This window comes from Fonticella tunisiensis (assembly GCF_004364155.1).
Taxonomy (GTDB): Bacteria; Bacillota; Clostridia; order Clostridiales; family Caloramatoraceae; genus Fonticella; species Fonticella tunisiensis.
In genome coordinates, this window is the sequence record NZ_SOAZ01000002.1 from 124,515 (window position 1) to 141,355 (window position 16,841).

Annotated in this window: 15 protein-coding genes; 10 read left to right on the top strand and 5 right to left on the bottom strand. The window is 36.2% G+C overall.

What is annotated here, in order from left to right; all coding sequences use genetic code 11:
* Nucleotides 1–46 precede the first annotated feature (46 nt).
* Nucleotides 47–856: a DUF2935 domain-containing protein gene (locus tag EDD71_RS01735; RefSeq protein WP_133627010.1), complete on the top strand. Its 810-nt coding sequence runs from the start codon at nt 47–49 to the stop codon at nt 854–856.
* A 35-nt stretch (nt 857–891) separates the two neighbouring features.
* On the opposite strand, the gene EDD71_RS01740 is transcribed toward EDD71_RS01735, so the two are convergent.
* Both EDD71_RS01740 and EDD71_RS01745 read right to left on the bottom strand, forming a co-directional pair.
* A complete protein-coding gene (locus tag EDD71_RS01740) occupies nt 892–2,487 on the bottom strand; it encodes an ABC1 kinase family protein (protein ID WP_133627011.1) in 1,596 nt (531 codons plus the stop codon).
* 40 nt (nt 2,488–2,527) lie between these two features.
* Nucleotides 2,528–2,815, bottom strand: coding sequence for a phasin family protein (locus EDD71_RS01745; protein WP_133627012.1), 288 nt, complete (start codon nt 2,813–2,815; stop codon nt 2,528–2,530).
* Between the two features lie 180 nt (nt 2,816–2,995).
* Here EDD71_RS01745 and EDD71_RS01750 point away from each other — a divergent pair, with 180 nt between their 5' ends.
* The 3 genes from EDD71_RS01750 (at nt 2,996) to EDD71_RS01760 (ending at nt 5,069) form a co-directional block, all read left to right on the top strand.
* Complete coding sequence (locus EDD71_RS01750; RefSeq protein WP_133627013.1) at nt 2,996–3,220, top strand: DUF1858 domain-containing protein; 225 nt, start codon at nt 2,996–2,998, stop codon at nt 3,218–3,220.
* An 11-nt stretch (nt 3,221–3,231) separates the two neighbouring features.
* Nucleotides 3,232–4,449, top strand: a complete 1,218-nt coding sequence (locus EDD71_RS01755; protein WP_133627014.1) for a DUF438 domain-containing protein — start codon at nt 3,232–3,234, stop codon at nt 4,447–4,449.
* Between the two features lie 212 nt (nt 4,450–4,661).
* Nucleotides 4,662–5,069, top strand: a complete 408-nt coding sequence (locus tag EDD71_RS01760) for a hypothetical protein (RefSeq protein ID WP_133627015.1) — start codon at nt 4,662–4,664, stop codon at nt 5,067–5,069.
* Between the two features lie 13 nt (nt 5,070–5,082).
* Here the strand turns inward: EDD71_RS01760 and ltaE are convergent, their stop codons facing one another.
* Nucleotides 5,083–6,117, bottom strand: coding sequence for a low-specificity L-threonine aldolase (gene ltaE, locus EDD71_RS01765; protein ID WP_133627016.1), 1,035 nt, complete (start codon nt 6,115–6,117; stop codon nt 5,083–5,085).
* Between the two features lie 338 nt (nt 6,118–6,455).
* Here ltaE and EDD71_RS01770 point away from each other — a divergent pair, with 338 nt between their 5' ends.
* Together EDD71_RS01770 and EDD71_RS01775 are read left to right on the top strand one after the other, a co-directional pair.
* On the top strand, nt 6,456–7,841 hold the full coding sequence (locus EDD71_RS01770) for an aminotransferase class V-fold PLP-dependent enzyme (RefSeq protein WP_133627017.1): 1,386 nt from the start codon (nt 6,456–6,458) through the stop codon (nt 7,839–7,841).
* A gap of 80 nt (nt 7,842–7,921) precedes the next feature.
* Complete coding sequence (locus EDD71_RS01775; protein ID WP_133627018.1) at nt 7,922–8,398, top strand: DsrE/DsrF/DrsH-like family protein; 477 nt, start codon at nt 7,922–7,924, stop codon at nt 8,396–8,398.
* 58 nt (nt 8,399–8,456) lie between these two features.
* On the opposite strand, the gene hcp is transcribed toward EDD71_RS01775, so the two are convergent.
* Both hcp and rocF read right to left on the bottom strand, forming a co-directional pair.
* Nucleotides 8,457–10,124, bottom strand: a complete 1,668-nt coding sequence (hcp, locus tag EDD71_RS01780; RefSeq protein ID WP_243116366.1) for a hydroxylamine reductase — start codon at nt 10,122–10,124, stop codon at nt 8,457–8,459.
* A gap of 299 nt (nt 10,125–10,423) precedes the next feature.
* Entirely contained in the window at nt 10,424–11,350 is a 927-nt protein-coding gene (gene rocF, locus EDD71_RS01785) for an arginase (protein ID WP_133627019.1), read from the bottom strand.
* A 577-nt stretch (nt 11,351–11,927) separates the two neighbouring features.
* Here rocF and cls point away from each other — a divergent pair.
* The 4 genes from cls (at nt 11,928) to EDD71_RS01805 (ending at nt 16,841) form a co-directional block, all read left to right on the top strand.
* Nucleotides 11,928–13,370: a cardiolipin synthase gene (gene cls, locus EDD71_RS01790; protein ID WP_133627020.1), complete on the top strand. Its 1,443-nt coding sequence runs from the start codon at nt 11,928–11,930 to the stop codon at nt 13,368–13,370.
* An 86-nt stretch (nt 13,371–13,456) separates the two neighbouring features.
* The gene (locus tag EDD71_RS01795) at nt 13,457–14,110 is read left to right on the top strand and encodes a helix-turn-helix domain-containing protein (protein ID WP_133627021.1); all 654 of its coding nucleotides are present in this window, start codon (nt 13,457–13,459) and stop codon (nt 14,108–14,110) included.
* Between the two features lie 197 nt (nt 14,111–14,307).
* Nucleotides 14,308–16,047, top strand: a complete 1,740-nt coding sequence (locus EDD71_RS01800) for a sensor domain-containing diguanylate cyclase (RefSeq protein WP_133627022.1) — start codon at nt 14,308–14,310, stop codon at nt 16,045–16,047.
* 98 nt (nt 16,048–16,145) lie between these two features.
* Nucleotides 16,146–16,841 carry a phosphatase PAP2 family protein gene (locus EDD71_RS01805; RefSeq protein WP_133627023.1) on the top strand — a complete coding sequence of 232 codons (696 nt, stop codon included), beginning with the start codon at nt 16,146–16,148 and terminating at the stop codon, nt 16,839–16,841.

Sequence of the window (16,841 nt, forward strand, 5' to 3'; positions counted from 1 at the left end):
CTCATACATATAGTATGAATAGCATGTGTTTGTGGGAGGTAGACGATTGGCTGATAAGATAAATAAGGGTCAAATAGCTTTTGAGCATCAATTTTGGCTTCAAATTTTAGGTGATCACGCAAGATTTATTCTAAATGAACTGTCCCCGGAAGAGAGTGAGGAGGCTCTTGGGGCAAGGTATTTTATAGATACATTCGACAAGCTGCTTGAGGAATCACGAAGGGGCCTGTCAGAAACTGAACTTGAAGAATTTACAAAGAGGGCACTTAAACACGCTCAGGAGATTAGGGGGTTTAAGCTAAATCTTATCAGGCAGCATCTTGTTGGAGAAATCAAAATTGGGCTTACTCCAACGTTTTTAAACCATATGGTAAATGAACTGGATGAATATATAAGAATTCTTAATTGCTTCCTATCCGGCAAACTTGCACCAATGAATGATATACATCATCATCTGCTGTGGCTTTTGGATGCTTCTGGTCATGCGGAAGGTATTGCAAAGGTTCTCGATGAGGTTGAAAAGAGGCTTATTTATAAGGCAGAGGAGTTTAAAAAGGATTTTGATAATCTTTATAGAAGGGCTGTTGAAATGGCAGGCTATGTGAGAACCAGCATAGAAAAATTCCCGGCCCTTACCAGATTCAATGAAGAGGTAGAACTTGAAATGCAGCTCTTTATGGGATATCTTAATGAGATTGAAAAGATGAGACTTGATAAGGAAGTACTTGGCGGGATACTTCCACTTGTGCCTGATCACATGTACAGGGAGGAATGTTATTACTTAACTAAGCTATCTATGGTGTCTGAGGTTAAAAGGCCCGAGTGTGATCCAGCAAAGCCACGTACAGAAACATGATTATGAAGCTGCAACGGAAGGCTCCAGGCAGCAGCCTAGAGCCTTCCTGATTTTAATATGGATATTAAAAGCCATAATCCCATGAAGGCTGCAATTATAAATCCTGTTATTCCTATTATGGAAACGCCGTATATCTTAGGCCCTATATTGCTGGTCAAAATGAACGAGGAACTAATTATTAATGAGGATACAATAAATGCGAATACAATTCTATTTATCATTTTGCTCAGTTCATGTATGGGCTGTGATAGGTTTCTATGCTCAAACTGAATTTTAATCCTTCCACTTAAAATTGCGTTTGAAAGCCTTATAAGCTTTGAAGGAAGGGACACCATATCCTTAACATATGTATGGAATCCGATTAGCAGGTCGTTAAAATCCGGTATAAGCTTAAACTCCATGTTTGATTTCACATATGGTATGGCAATGTCGAGTATTTTTATATCCGGAGAAATTTTAGCAACAACTCCTTCAATTATTACAAGGCTCCTTATAAGCAGGGTTAAATCCTTTGGCAATCTTATATTGTTTCTCTTTGATGTTTCGAATATGTCCTGAAGAAGCTGAGATATTTTTATATTTTCAAGGGACACTGAGAGATAACTGGTAAAGAGGTAATCAATATCCTCATAAAGCTTATTTCTGTTTATATGTCCCTTTCTTATGCCAATGGCAAGAAGGGCTGAAATGAGCATATCAATATCCTTATAGGCAATGGCAACAATAACATCGTTTAATACATTTTTAAGGGAATCAGATATTAGGCCAATTATTCCAAAATCTATATAATATATTTTCCCATTCATTACAAGAAGATTACCCGGGTGAGGATCGCCATGGAAAAATCCATCCTCAAATATCTGTTTAAAGTATGAAAGTATAAGTTTTTTACCTATATCCTTTGGATCATAGCCCTCCTTTTCAAGCCTTGAAACATCCGTTATTTTTATTCCATCTATATATTCCATAGTAAGTATTGAATGAGAAGTGAAATCCCATATAACCTCCGGAACTCCAATATATTTAACTTCGCTATTAAGCTGTTTAAATTTTTCGATGGACTTTGCTTCGTTTATAAAGTTAAGCTCCCTCCTTGTCGATATGAGTATTTCATCCAGTGCTTCCCTTGGATCTATGAGTGAATCCTCGAATTTAATGGCTGTGAGGCTGAGTATCCTTTTAAGTATTGCAATATCAAGCTCCATATTTTCTTTGATTTTAGGTCTCATCACCTTGACAATAACATCTCTTCCATTTTTTAAAGTTGCCCTGTGCACCTGTGCAACGGATGCTGATGCAAGGGGAGTCTTTTCAAAGAATGAAAAGGCTTCTTCAATATCAATTTTGAATTCGCCATAAAAGGCGTTTTTGATGTCATCAAAATTAACGGAAGGAACTCTATCCTGGAGTTTTTGAAGCTCTTCGATATATTCTGATGGAAGCAGATCTGGGCGTGTGCTTAATATCTGTCCTATTTTGATAAAGGTTGGTCCCAGCTCTTCACAGGCTTTTCTGAGGTTTTGACCAGGGTTTTTACCTTTTTTCATTTTGTTATCTACAATGTATCCAAATCCATAATAAGCAAGCACTCTTGCTATGTGCCTTAATCTCTGTGCAGCGTTCTTTGACATATATATCATCCTCATATAATAAGCCATACATGGGTATGGCCTATTTGTTATTTATTTTATTTTCAAGCTCTAAAAGTTTGACCTTGATCTCTTCAAGTTCATCTCTGGTTACAAAATTCATAATATCAGCATCCTTTTTAGAAAGTGGCTTTGTACTTTCATCCTTTTCCTTTATATTTCTTTTTAATTCCTCTGAAAGATCTTTGGCTTCATCTACTGTAAGCTGACCTTTTTTAACAAGGTTTTCAATGATATCCGATATCTTCTCATAGGTATAGGCGGCAGAACCCAACCCTAAAAATATTATCTTCTTAAAATCCTCAATCATATTATCCCCCTCTGTTTACTACCTTAATCATATTATATGAATGGGAATTGGAAATAATTATGTTTTCCATTTGACGAAGGGTATTAAAGCATAAATATTTGTATTGTGATATTTGTTACATATATTTTTTCAAGGAAATGTCTATAATATAAGTAAATAAAGGAAAAGCGGTGATATTAAGTGAAGGTTTTGAATTTAAAGCTTACAGTATATGAAAACGTTAAAAACAATCCTGAAGCAGCTGAAATATTGAAGGACCTTGGTTTTGTTGATATAGTAAAACCAGGTATGTTAAATACTGCAGGAAGGTTTATGACAATACCTAAGGGGGCAGCTATGAAGAAGATAAGCCTTGATACTATAAAGAAAACTTTTATTGAGAAAGGTTATGAGGTTATAGAATAGGAGGGGTGTTTATGAGTGAAATTATCAACAATCGGGAATATAGGCAAAGGGTTTTAAAGGAGCTTATAAGGGAGCTTCATGATGGGAAAAGTGTTGAGGAGGTAAGGGAGAGGTTTGCAAAGCTTATTGAGGGGGTATCAGCATCTGAAATATCTCAGATGGAGCAGGCCCTTATAATGGAGGGTATGCCTATTGCTGAGGTTCAAAGGCTTTGCGATGTTCATGCAGCAGTTTTTAAGGGGTCAATCCAGGAAATACACCATCCCGACGAGATACCTGGCCATCCCGTCCATACCTTTAAAATAGAAAACAGAGAGATTGAAAAACTGCTGGAGGACATTAAAAAACACCTTGAGAATTTTAAAAAGGATGACAGTAAGGAAAGTGTTTATAAGCTTATTGAGGATTTTAACGCACTATGGGATATAGATAAGCACTACAGCCGAAAGGAAAACCTTCTGTTTCCATATCTTGAGAAGTACGGAATTACAGCACCTCCAAAGGTTATGTGGGGTGTGGATGATGAGATAAGGGATATGATAAAGGGGACAAAGAGCATCCTCATCAGTTATTCAGGAAATAGGGATGAGGTAATATCCAGGGTAAATGAAGCTGTTGATAAAGTAAGCGAAATGATATTTAAGGAGGAAAACATTCTCCTGCCTATGGCAATAGATACATTAACTCAGGATGAATGGATAAATATAATGAATGAAAGCGACGAGATAGGATACTGCTTAACTGAGCCACAGGGAAAATGGAAGCCTGAAAGGGTTGATGTTGAGGCAAAGGAAGAAAAAAAGATTGGAGACGAAAATTCTAAGGGATATATTAAATTCGAGACTGGAATTCTTAAGCCGGAGGAAATATCTGCATTACTTAACCATCTTCCTGTGGATATAACCTTTATAGATAAGGACGACGTTGTAAAGTATTTTAACCAGGCTAAGGACAGGATATTTGCAAGGACGAAGGCGGTAATAGGAAGAACGGTTCAAAACTGCCATCCACCTGCAAGTGTTCATATTGTGAATAAGATGCTTGATGATTTTAAATCAGGGAAGAAAGATCATGAGGATTTTTGGATTAAGATGGGAGATAAATACGTTTTTATAAGATATTTTGCTGTAAGGGACGAAAGAGGAGAGTACATGGGAACACTTGAGGTAACGCAGGATATAAAGCCTATACAGGAGATCACTGGAGAAAAGAGGCTCCTTGGGGAATAGTAAATTAAAACCTCTGAAAATGTCAAAGATTTCAGAGGTTTTAATTTAGGGAAAATACGATTAACAGAATACATCAATAACGAGAAAGAAATATATTAATGAAGATAATTGTCTTAAAATTCTCAGTATTGGGAATAGTCAAGTTGTTTTTTTTACTTTTATGTGATATAAATTGAATAGGGTTTTATTTTATGTCATGTAGGGGTGGTATCATGGGAAAATATGTAGTCTTAAAGTGTACTTCCTGCGGTAGAGAATCGGAAATCGCCTGGGGAAAGGAATTTTATGTTTCTAGCAGAGGAGAAGAAAAGATCTATGGGTATCCAGAGCCTGTGAGCGAAGAAGCTAAAACAAGAGGAATATCGGGATTTTGGGTAGATAAAGTGTGTAAAAGCTGTGGGGAAGTAATACGAGAAAGCAGGTACATAGAGGATCCAACGGATGAATATGCTGAGGCTTGGGTTAATTTCCCCAAGGTTGATATAATAGAGGAATGCACAAGCTGCCACAGTAAGGACATATTAACCCTTTATGAGGTTATCGTTGGAGAAGAGGCAAAAATTCCATGTTCGCGCTGTAGAGAAGGCAAGATGGAGATTAAAAAAGTAGTCAACGATTAGAAAATAGGGCTTATTAAGCCCTATTTTTAATGAGTTCCTTTAATGTGTTTACAACATAGCAAATGTCTTCAGCAGTTACCCAGTAATTTGTTACAAAGCGCATCAGGCCGTTTTCGGCAGGATTTATCTTTATACCCCTGTTTAGAAACTCTTTAACAAGTTTGTTTGTATCATATCCTGTTTGTGACATATCAAAGAAAACCATGTTTATATGTATATCGTCAAGATTTACCTTGATTCCAGGAATTTTTGAAAGCTCTCTTCCAAGAAGAAGGGCGTTTTCATGATCATCTTTAAGCCTTTGAGTCATTTCTTTAAGTGCAACAAGCCCTGCAGCAGCAAGGAACCCTGCCTGTCTTAATCCTCCACCCATAAGCTTTCTGCCCTTTCTCGCCCTGTCTATAAACTCCCTGCTTCCGGCAAGCATTGAGCCTACGGGTGCACAAAGTCCCTTTGAGAGGCAGAACATAACGGAATCACAGTATTTTGTTATTTCCTTTACATCTACATTAAGATATGTTGCTGCGTTAAAGAGCCTTGCTCCATCGAGGTGAACAGGAATATTATGTTCCCTTGCAATATTATGTATCTCCTGCATATTTTCAAGGGGTATTACCCTTCCGTTTGAATGGGCATTTTCAAGGCATATAAGGCCCGTTTCAGGAAAGTGTATATCCTCTTCCCTTATTTTTGCTTTAACTTCCTGAGGGTCAAGGGCTCCCTTATTGCTCCTCAATGTCCTAAGCTGAACTCCCGCAATAACCGATGATGCACCAACCTCATGCTGAACTATATGACAGTCGTCGCCAAGTATTACTTCATCTCCTCTTTTGCAGTGCGTGAGAAGTGCAAGCTGGTTTCCAAAGGTACCGCTTGGAACAAACAGGGATGCTTCCTTCCCAACAAGCTTTGCGGCGTAATCTTCAAGCTCCTTCATGGTTGGGTCATCTCCGTATACGTCATCACCGACCTCAGCCCTAAACATAGCTTCTCTCATTTTATCAGTTGGCATTGTAACAGTGTCGCTTCTTAAGTCTATATATCTCATGTTACAACCTCCCATTAAGGTATTTATAGTTAATTATAATCTATACCTGGAAGAAGAAAAACATAAATTTTATATTAATCCGTTATGCTGCTCTGAAGAGCCCATTGGAATAAAAACGGAAAATATCTACAGGTCGACGCTGCGATAAAAAATATATTCCATTTAAAAGCATGCTTTACAAAGAAGTTCTAAGGCTTGAGATTTGAAAAATGTGAATTTCATATATTTTTTATCGTAGAACCGATCAAAATGGTATGTCCACTGAGCATACGTTAAATGGCACAATTTTGTGATTAGCAGATATTATATATAGAGGAATAGTTAGAATAGGTGATGATATGAATTTTTATAATTATGATCAGGATTTGAGAAAACTTGTTGTTGGTGTGGATACAAAAATACCGCTGATTGATGGGAGTTTTGTAACTGCCATCAATTTCGACAACGCAGCAACTACACCCCCTTTTGTTTCAGTACTTGATAAGGTGTACAGATTTTGCCCATGGTATTCTTCAGTTCACAGAGGCACAGGATATAAATCCCAGATTTCATCTAACCTATTTGACGTCTCTAGAAAGATAATTTTAGATTTCGTAAACGGAGATCCAAATCACGATACTGTTATTTATGTAAAGAATACTACTGAGGCTATAAATAAGCTGGCATACAGGTTGTGCCGTGAAACAAAGGAATGCGTAGTATTATCTACGGATATGGAACATCATTCTAATGATCTTCCCTGGAGGAATAAGTATAAAATTGACTATGTAAATATAGATTCTAATGGAAGGCTATCATTAGAGGATATGGAGGAGAAGCTTCAAAAGTATATGGGAAAAGTGAGGCTCTTAACAATTGCAGGGGCCTCAAACGTTACGGGCCATATTAACCCTATCTATAGGGCAGCGGAGCTTGCCCATAAATATAACACAAAAATACTTGTAGATGGGGCGCAGCTTGTACCACATGCCAAGATGGATATGAGGCCGGTAGAATCACCCCAGCATATAGATTATCTGGTCTTTTCAGCCCATAAGATGTATGCACCCTTTGGAATAGGCGTCCTTATAGGTCCCAGGGAAACCTTTGCTTATGGAGAGCCTGATTATTCAGGCGGCGGCACCGTAAAGATCGTAACACATGACTTTGTAGATTGGGATGCTCCTCCAGAAAAGGAGGAGGCAGGTACCCCAAATCTTATTGGCATAGTAGCACTTATAGAGGCTATTAAAACAATAAAGGACGTTGGAATGGAGAGAATAGAAGCCCATGAGCGGAACCTGCTTAAGTATGCGGTGACAGGGCTTAAAGGTATTGGAGGTATTAGATTATATGGAGATTGTGAAGAAAATTTCAGTGAAAAGGTTGCTATCATACCCTTTAACGTAGAAGGACTTCATCATGAGACTGTTGCGAAGATACTTTCATATGAGGCAGGCATAGCAGTTAGAAATGGATGCTTCTGTGCACAGCCCTATATTCAGAAGCTTTTAAAGGTTAATAAGGATGAAATAGGAGCGTATATGAGGGACAGAAGCATTCCAAAACCAGGTATGGTAAGGCTTAGTTTTGGGCTATACAATACTTTTGGGGAAATAGATAGGCTAATAAGGGCGCTTGACTATATTACAAGAAATAAAAAAGCATATGATGAAAAATATAAAAGGATTAATGTAAGACTAAATGAAGATTTTCTCTATACGGTTTCATACAATATGGAATAAAGATTTGATTTAGAGTAAAAATAAGTTTATCAATAAATTATTTAATGGTTGGAAACTTTAAATCCGGGGAGGTAAGCCTATTGAGCAAGAAATTAAATATCCTTATGTTCAGCGGAGAATATGATAAGGCCCTGGCGGCACTTATATTAGCAAATACTGCCAGAGAGATGGAAGTAGAGGTTACAATGTTTTTTGCATTCTGGGGACTGCTTCTTTTAAGGGATCCTGGAAAGATGACCCTTGAGGACAAAACAACATTTGAAAAAATGTTTGGAATAGTAACACCAAAGGGGCCTGAAGAGCTTCCTCTATCAAGAATGAACATGGGGGGGCTTGGGGAGAGAATGCTGCTTAAGATGATGCAGGATGATAAGGTACCTCCTTTAACTGCATTTTTAGACGGTGCGAGGAAAAAGGGTGTCAAATTCTACGGCTGTAAATTGTCCGTGGACGTGATGGGGTTTAAAAGGGAGGAATTCATTCCCGAGGTTGAGATAATAACGGCCGAGGAGTATTTAAAGGATGCCCTTGAATCGAATATGCAGCTTTTCATCTAAAGTATGACAGTACAATAAAACTCCCTACCAGCCAGGGTAGGGAGTAAGCCAAATGGAATTATTGTGCCATAAACATTTTTATATCGTCTTCAACGTTTGTAATTCCGCCGATTCCGAAGTTTTCAACAAGTACCTTGGCTACATTTGGTGACAGGAAGCCAGGCAGCGTTGGTCCAAGGTGAATGTTCTTGACTCCAAGGTAAAGCAATGCAAGTAATACTATTACAGCCTTTTGTTCATACCATGCTATGTTGTATGATATTGGTAGTTCGTTAACGCTGTCAAGGCCAAATGCTTCCTTGAGTTTTAAAGCTATTACAGCTAGTGAGTATGAGTCGTTGCACTGTCCTGCGTCAAGCACCCTTGGAATTCCATTGATGTCTCCAAGGTCAAGCTTGTTGTACTTATACTTGGCGCAGCCTGCTGTAAGGATTACCGCATCCTTTGGAAGCTTCTTAGCGAATTCTGTGTAGTATTCTCTGCTCTTCATTCTTCCATCGCATCCAGCCATTACGAAGAATCTCTTAATTGCTCCGCTCTTAACAGCTTCTATAACTTTATCAGCAATTCCTAAAACCGTTGCATGTGCAAATCCACCAACTATTTCTCCTCTTTCTATTTCTGTTGGAGCAGGAAGTGTCTTTGCAAGCTCGATTATCTCTGAGAAGTCCTTTGTTCCATCGGCATTCGCCTCGATATGCTTTACACCATCAATACCTGTGGAACCTGTTGTAAACATTCTGTTCTTGTAGGAAGCCTTTGGAGGTACTATACAGTTTGTAGTCATTAGGATTGGTCCATTGAAGCTTTCGAATTCCTTATCCTGCAGCCACCATGCATTTCCATAGTTTCCTACAAAGTGTTCATATTTCTTGAATGCTGGATAGTAGTGAGCCGGGAGCATTTCTCCGTGGGTGTAAACGTCTACTCCAGTTCCCTTTGTTTGTTCAAGCAACTGCTCTAAATCCCTAAGATCGTGACCACTTACAAGTATTGCAGGGTTATTTCTAACTCCTATATTAACCTTAGTTATTTCAGGATTTCCATATGTTGATGTATTAGCTTTATCAAGCAGTGCCATTACATCTACGCCATACTTACCTGCTTCAAGGTTTAATGCAACTAACTGATCAGCAGTTAAAGCATCGTTTGTTATATCTTCAAGAGCTTTCTGCATAAATGCATTTATGGAATCATCGTCATATCCAAGGTTGTTTGCATGTTCAAGGTAAGCAGCCATACCCTTTAATCCATAAGTCAATAGTTCTCTTAAAGATCTTATATCTTCATTTGCTGTTGCAAGAACCCCAACTTCAGGAGCTTCAGACTTAGCTTTAAGCTCTTCGTCTGTTTCACCATACCATGTTACAAAATCGCTTGTATTTTCTATGGATCCACCAGCTTTAACAACAGCTTCCTTGATTTCTTCCCTTAGCTTTAGTCCTGCTCTAATCTTGTCATAGAATCTGGCTGGGTCCCAATTAGCATTTGTAATTGTCATAAACAGTGCATCAACTATAAATTTATCTGTTTCTTTTTTGTTAATACCAAGGGCTCTTGCTCTGTTATTAACAATGGCAATTCCCTTTACTACATATATTAACAGGTCCTGTATGTTTGAAAGATCACTTGTCTTACCACAAACACCTCTTATTGTACATCCAGTTCCCTTTGCAGTTTCCTGGCACTGATAGCAGAACATGCTTACGCTGCTCCTGTTATCCATACTTCTTACCTCCATCTCTTTATTTTTTATAATTAATTTTGACTAAATAAATGAAAATCCTAATGGCAAATTGTTTACTTTTTAATGTATCTCATGCTGTCCATGTTTATATAATAAAACATCATTTCTCTTTTGAATGTGATATTTATCATATTCTAATGATGATATTTATTAATTTTATAAACAAAGTAACTTTATTCATTGTATTAGTTTTGGACTTAAAAGATGCTAGAATAAAAATATGTTTTATTTACAAAAATATAAAGAGCAGGTGATGAGCCTGCCCTGTTTTAACCTGTTTATCCAAGCATTAGCTGCCTGTCTTCAACTTCCCTTAAATTATCAAATACATGCCTTAAAAGCTCCATATATGTTTTTGCTGTAACCTCATCCCTGTCTATGTGAGGGTTGAGTTCAACGAGGTCCATAGAAACAACCATTCCCGATGAAGCCAGCGTACCAAGTATATATTTTGCTTCATCTACTGTAAAGCCGTCCTTAACAGGCGTTCCTGTACCTGGTACAAGGGATGAATCCAGCGAATCGATGTCAAAGCTTACGTGTATTCCATCTACCTTATCCCTCAAATAAGAGAGAGTCTCATTAATAACGTTTTCAACGCCGCATTTTTTTACCTTATCCATGGTAAAGGCTTTAATGTTTGAGTTTTTAATAAGCTCAATTTCCCCTTCGTCAAGGTCCCTTGCACCTATAATGAATACATTTTCATCCTTTACCTTTATCCTGTGTTCGAAAAGATTTACAAGCTTGTCAGGTCCAAATCCCATTGATGCAGCAAGGGGCATGCCGTGTATATTTCCGGATGGAGTTGTTTCGTGGGTGTTTATATCTCCGTGAGCATCTATCCATATAACTCCCAGATTTTTAACATGTTTACTTACCCCTGCAATACTTCCCATTCCAAGGCTGTGATCTCCTCCAAGTACAAGGGGGAAATTTCCGCTTGAAATAGATTCATAAACCTTAAAGGCAAGCTTAGTATTGGCGTCCACAACTATGTCCAAATACTTCAGCTTTCCGTCATATTTATATTTATGGTCCTCGCCAACAACAGGAACCTCTATGTTGCCGAGATCCTTTACATCAAAGCCCATATTTTTGATTTCCTCTTCGATGTGCATTTCCCTGAACTTATCAGGGCCCGAGCTTGTTCCATGCTTTTGGGCTCCGTAACCAATGGGCATACCTATTATGTTTATTGCCATTTTTAATTCCCCCTTAACAGAAATTTAATTAAGATATATAATATAATTTTGGTGAATTTTTACTCTGAGCTTTATGCGCTGTTTACTTTCATTTCTGTAAGTGGGGTGAATCACTGCCCTTTACTCCAGTAAATTAAAGTTGCTTTACTATATATAAGCGCCATCAAGCCCAGTGAATAGCAAAATATCGTTTAGGTTAAATTATATTACCTAAAAGATATTTGCGCAAACAAAAATATCTAAATTTTATATGATTTAAACTATGAAACGAATTAATTTTATAAAAGATATAGTAAAATGTCTATAATAAAAAAATACAAATATATGGTAAATGAATTATTTTTATGTGATACATTCATTTATTTATTAATAAATATAATATAGATTAGATTTAGAATGTAGTAAAAAAAGAAAATAAAGTGTATGATATGAAATTGACAGAAAAATGAATTTAAATATAAATAATAATTTAAAATTTGCAATAAAATGTATATTACATAAAATAAATATACCTAAAAAAGTTTAAAAGCTGCCTTTATACAGGTCTAATAAATTGATATCATTGTATTGTGAGGTGATGCAGTTGAAGTATGGCTTTACCTTCATATTATCATGGTTTTTTATTATCAATATCATCATATCAACCGTAACAATAATACTTGAAAGAAAAAGGCCTGAAAAAACAATAGCGTGGCTTTTGATATTTATATTTTTGCCTCCACTGGGATTGATACTTTATATTTTTCTGGGCCGAAACTGGAAAAGAAATAAGCTCAATGAGGAGTTTTCTCCATATGTTAAGGATCTTATTCAGCGTGTAATAAAAAGGATAAACGATCCTGATTATGTTCATCTTATAGAACTCATTGCAAATACAAGCAATTCCCCTCTTTTTGTGGATAACGAAATAACAATATTTAAGGACGGGACTGAAAAGTTTAAGGCACTTAAGGAGGAACTTGAAAAGGCTAAACATCATATTCATCTTGAGTATTACATAGTAAAAAGTGATGGTATAGGAAATGAAATAAAGGATATATTGATAAGAAAGGCAAAGGAAGGCGTTAAGATAAGGTTTATAATGGATAGGATGGGGGCAATAAGAACCAGTAGAAGGTACATAAAAGAGCTAAGGGATGCAGGGGTTGACGTTGCAATATATTCATATTTTCTTGCACCGTTTCTAAGGTTTATAAACACCCAGATAAATTACCGAAACCATAGAAAGATAGCTGTAATAGACGGAAGGGTTGGATTTATTGGGGGAAATAATATTGGCGATGAGTATCTTGGGAAGGGAAAACTTGGATACTGGAGGGACACCCATATAATGGTTAAGGGGGACTTTGTCCTTGGACTTCAGGGAGTATTTATAGACGATTTCTGGGCTATTAAGAAGGTTAACGAAGGGCGTATTAGCCATGAAAAGGAGTTTGACAAATATTTTCCAAAACCGGAGAAATCGGGAAAGAAGATTATGCAGTTAATAACAAGCGGCCCCGATTATGAAGTTCCTGCCATTATGCACAGCATTCTGAAGATGATAACCATTGCAAAGGATCATATATACATTGCAACACCATATTTCGTTCCGTCGGAGAGTATTATGGATGCCCTTAAGGTTGCAGCTTTAGGAGGCATCGATATAAGAATACTTTTTCCAGGAAGGTATGATCACTTTACAGTTTACTATGCTTCGAGAACGTACCTTGCGGAACTTTTAAAATACGGCGTAAAGGTTTATCTTTACAGGGAGGACGCTTTTGTTCATTCAAAGGTTATGACTGTCGATGGTAAGATATCCACTGTAGGAACTGCAAATATGGACATTAGAAGCTTTGAACTCAATTATGAAATAAACTCTGTAATATACGATGAAGAGGTTACAAAAAAGCTTGAGGATATGTTTTTGGAGGATATCAAGGAGAGCAGGCTTATGACCCTTGAGGATTATGAAAATTCACCAAAGCATATCAAAGTTATTGAAGCGGTATCGAGAATTTTTTCATCTCTTCTGTAGAGTGGATTATACTTTGCAGATATTGATTTTTTTTGTTATACTTATACCAATAATTCTCAATGCAACTTTAACTGAGAGGTGTTAGGATGAGCAGGGTAGGCAAAAAAATTCAAGAGGCAAGAATGAAATCAGGTATATCTGTAAAACAGCTGGCTAAAAAACTTGGCGTTTCAGAAGGTTATATTCAGGATGTTGAGTCAGGAAGAAAGATAATAAACGAAGATTTGATTAAAAAAGTCGAAAAAATATTAAATATTGATATAAATGAAGATGTATTTGAAGGTGCTGATGTTCCGGTTGAAAACATAAAGGAAGTTAATGCCAGTGCTGCTATAAATGCTGAGTGGGAGAATGCCTTTTCACATATACTAAAAAAGATCCCCGTGTTTGATATAAATCAAAAGGAGATTTACGATTATAAATATCTTCCTATAACGGACAAAAAAATAGAGGGATATAGTGCTGATAAAATATTTTATATAAAGGCACCCGATGACAGCATGAGGGGGTTTAGGATTCAGAAGGACGACAGGCTTATGATTTACCAGAACCCTGAAATAATCAATAACAGCATAGCTCTTATTGAAGTTGATGGAAAAAGGTTAATACGACAGCTTAAAAGGCTCGACAGCAACAAGGTGCTTATTTTATCACATTCAAATAATCTAAAAACTGAAACAAGGGATGTAAAGTCATTTAGCGTTCTTGGAAGATGTATTAAACTTGAAATAGATATGTAATATAAAAACAGCAGCTGCAATTTTAGTTTATCGCAGCTGCTGTTTTTATGTAAAATTATGTTAGAAATTATTTATAAAACGGTTGAAAAAGAATAAATGTCTTGATATTTAAGCTAATTTTCCATATTTAATTGAAATAGTTAACAGGTTGTGCTATATTTATCTTATATTTACTTTTATTGGTAGTGGTGAGGGGTATGAAAAAAGATAAAATGTTCCATGGGATTTTTAGAACTATGCTGTACTCATCAGCTTTGCTTGTATTGTTAAAATCAGTAAAAGGTTTTCACCTTCAAAGCTCAGAAGATACCATTCTGTTTTTGCTAAGTTTTATTGCGTCAATTATCATAGGATTTATGATTATAAATGCAGGTAAAGGCCGCCATATAGAGTTTTCAGATGCAATAATCGGATTTTTGATGCTTAATCTTGGAGTAGAAACTACAACGGTTTTTTCGGCTATTAATTCAATCATTAATGGAATAATATCCGAAAGAGCTGTTGTTTATCAGAGTGACAAATCAAAAAAATACTTTAATACAGCCATGTTTACCGTAATTGCCTATGTTGTTGGAACAATAGCCAGGCAGCTTTTAAGGTATATTTCTTTTTCCCAGAAATATTTTATGTTTTCTCTTGCTTACTCTGTAATTTTTATTGGACTATATTTGATTTTTAATGCATTGATAGTAAAAATAGAATACACATTATCTACAGGGAAGAATTTCAAATTCAGCTCTGAAAGTATAAAACTTCTTATCATCAATTTTGTTGTATCCTCAATGCTAACAGCTACACTTTATATAATAAATGAAACTTCCGGGATACTTGGAAGCATTCTCGTTGCTGGAGACCTTATAATTCTTCATTACTGTTTCTTTATTTACAGAAAGCTTCAAGTTAGAAATGAGGCTATTAAGGCCTTGATCGATATCACAGGCAACATTGTAAAGTATGGAGACTTTAGGGACAAGTGTAAGCATTTAATTATAACCCTTAAAGACCTTATACCATATAATATCTGTGCGATGTATACATTTGAAATTGAAGACGATGACATAACCTATCCTATTGTATACAATGGCCCGAAAGATATAGACATAGGAGAATTAAGCATAGATCTTTCAAATGAGGGAACAACTTTAAAGACCGTAAAAGAAGGAAAAATATACATTAGCCGGGATATTAAAAGGGACAGAAAGATTAATATAACAGGAAGGCTGGCAGAATACTGCAGCGCCATGATATTTGTACCGATAAAGTCAGGCGATAAGATTGTAGGCCTTATGATGCTCGGTGGAGGACAGGATCTTATTGAGTTTTCAAACAATGAGGTTTATGATATATTTAATATACTTTCAAATCAAATGGCCCTCGCTATTGAAAACGACAGCTTTTACAATAATATAAAAAATAAAGCTGACAGGGATTATTTAACAAAGCTATTTAACAGAAGGGTACTTGAAAGGGAGCTTGATATATTGCTTAAGACAAAAACCCCCTTTTCCCTCGTTATCTATGATATAGACGATTTTAAAGTAACGAACGACACCTATGGCCATCTGGCAGGAGATGAAGTTTTAAAGATGATTTCAGAGGTTATATTAAAATCCATCCGAAAGACGGATGTGCCATGCAGATTCGGTGGAGAAGAGATAGTTATTATATTTAAAGATCTTTCAAAGGAAGATGCTTATATAATATCAGAAAGAATCAGACAAAATATTGAGACAACCCCGGTTCATATTGGAAGTGAAAGCATATATATAACAGTAAGTGGAGGAGTTTCCTCATATCCTGATGATGGTGATACAAAGGATAAAATTATAGGAGCTGCCGATAATATTTTGTATTCTGAGTGCAAAAGGAAGGGAAAGAACAGGGTATGTGCCGTAAGCGTTAGAGGTTCTAAAAACACATTAATGAGTCATGCATAAATGATTAGTGCAATGAGTTGATTTATACACTGCTAGTTTTATAGTATAATTTATATGTAGCTGTTCTGGTATACATAAACAGGGAAACGGGGGATATTATGAATTTCGAAGAGATGATAAACAACATTAAAACGGATTATAAAAATATCATAATACGCCTTTTATTTACTGTATCTCTTGCAATAACGTCTTTAGGATATACATTGCTGAATAATTACAGGGGTAAGGTATATAATATACAGACGACCCTTGATACCATTATACCTTTTAATAAGTATTTTATTGTACCATATTTAATCTGGTATCTTTACGTAGGATTTTTTATATTTTATTATTCTATAATGGATGATAAAAGATATTTTAAGATACTTATAGGGATTAACGTGGGTATGATCATATCCTTCATAATTTTTTACTTTTTCCCAACCACAGTACCAAGACCCTTTGTTTATGGGAAGGATATATTTGCAAAACTGGTAAGGCTTGTTTATTTAAATGACAATCCCTACAACTGTTTTCCAAGCATACATGTTCTGGATTCGGTAATAATTGGGGCATATGTTAATAGAGATCCTAAAATTTCATCTGCAGTTAAGATAATATCAACTTCAATAGCAATATCGATTATTTTTTCTACTGTTTTTGTAAAGCAGCATTATGTGTATGATGTTGTTGGTGGAGCAGCTTTGGCATACTTCATGTATTTTGTATGCAACTATAAAGAAGTGAGCGCAAAGCTTGCTTGTAAAATGCAGGTTTCATCAGAAAAACAAGTTAATGTAGGTGAGGAATGA

Excerpts from the sequence above, each read along its gene's own strand:
- hcp (WP_243116366.1), bottom strand. The coding sequence starts at position 10,124 with ATGGATAACAGGAGCAGCGTAAGCATGTTCTGCTATCAGTGCCAGGAA.
- EDD71_RS01760 (WP_133627015.1), top strand. The coding sequence starts at position 4,662 with ATGGGAAAATATGTAGTCTTAAAGTGTACTTCCTGCGGTAGAGAATCG.
- EDD71_RS01770 (WP_133627017.1), top strand. The coding sequence starts at position 6,456 with ATGAATTTTTATAATTATGATCAGGATTTGAGAAAACTTGTTGTTGGT.
- EDD71_RS01755 (WP_133627014.1), top strand. The coding sequence starts at position 3,232 with ATGAGTGAAATTATCAACAATCGGGAATATAGGCAAAGGGTTTTAAAG.
- EDD71_RS01795 (WP_133627021.1), top strand. The coding sequence starts at position 13,457 with ATGAGCAGGGTAGGCAAAAAAATTCAAGAGGCAAGAATGAAATCAGGT.
- rocF (WP_133627019.1), bottom strand. The coding sequence starts at position 11,350 with ATGGCAATAAACATAATAGGTATGCCCATTGGTTACGGAGCCCAAAAG.
- EDD71_RS01800 (WP_133627022.1), top strand. The coding sequence starts at position 14,308 with ATGAAAAAAGATAAAATGTTCCATGGGATTTTTAGAACTATGCTGTAC.
- EDD71_RS01740 (WP_133627011.1), bottom strand. The coding sequence starts at position 2,487 with ATGTCAAAGAACGCTGCACAGAGATTAAGGCACATAGCAAGAGTGCTT.
- EDD71_RS01805 (WP_133627023.1), top strand. The coding sequence starts at position 16,146 with ATGAATTTCGAAGAGATGATAAACAACATTAAAACGGATTATAAAAAT.
- cls (WP_133627020.1), top strand. The coding sequence starts at position 11,928 with ATGCAGTTGAAGTATGGCTTTACCTTCATATTATCATGGTTTTTTATT.
- ltaE (WP_133627016.1), bottom strand. The coding sequence starts at position 6,117 with ATGAGATATATAGACTTAAGAAGCGACACTGTTACAATGCCAACTGAT.
- EDD71_RS01745 (WP_133627012.1), bottom strand. The coding sequence starts at position 2,815 with ATGATTGAGGATTTTAAGAAGATAATATTTTTAGGGTTGGGTTCTGCC.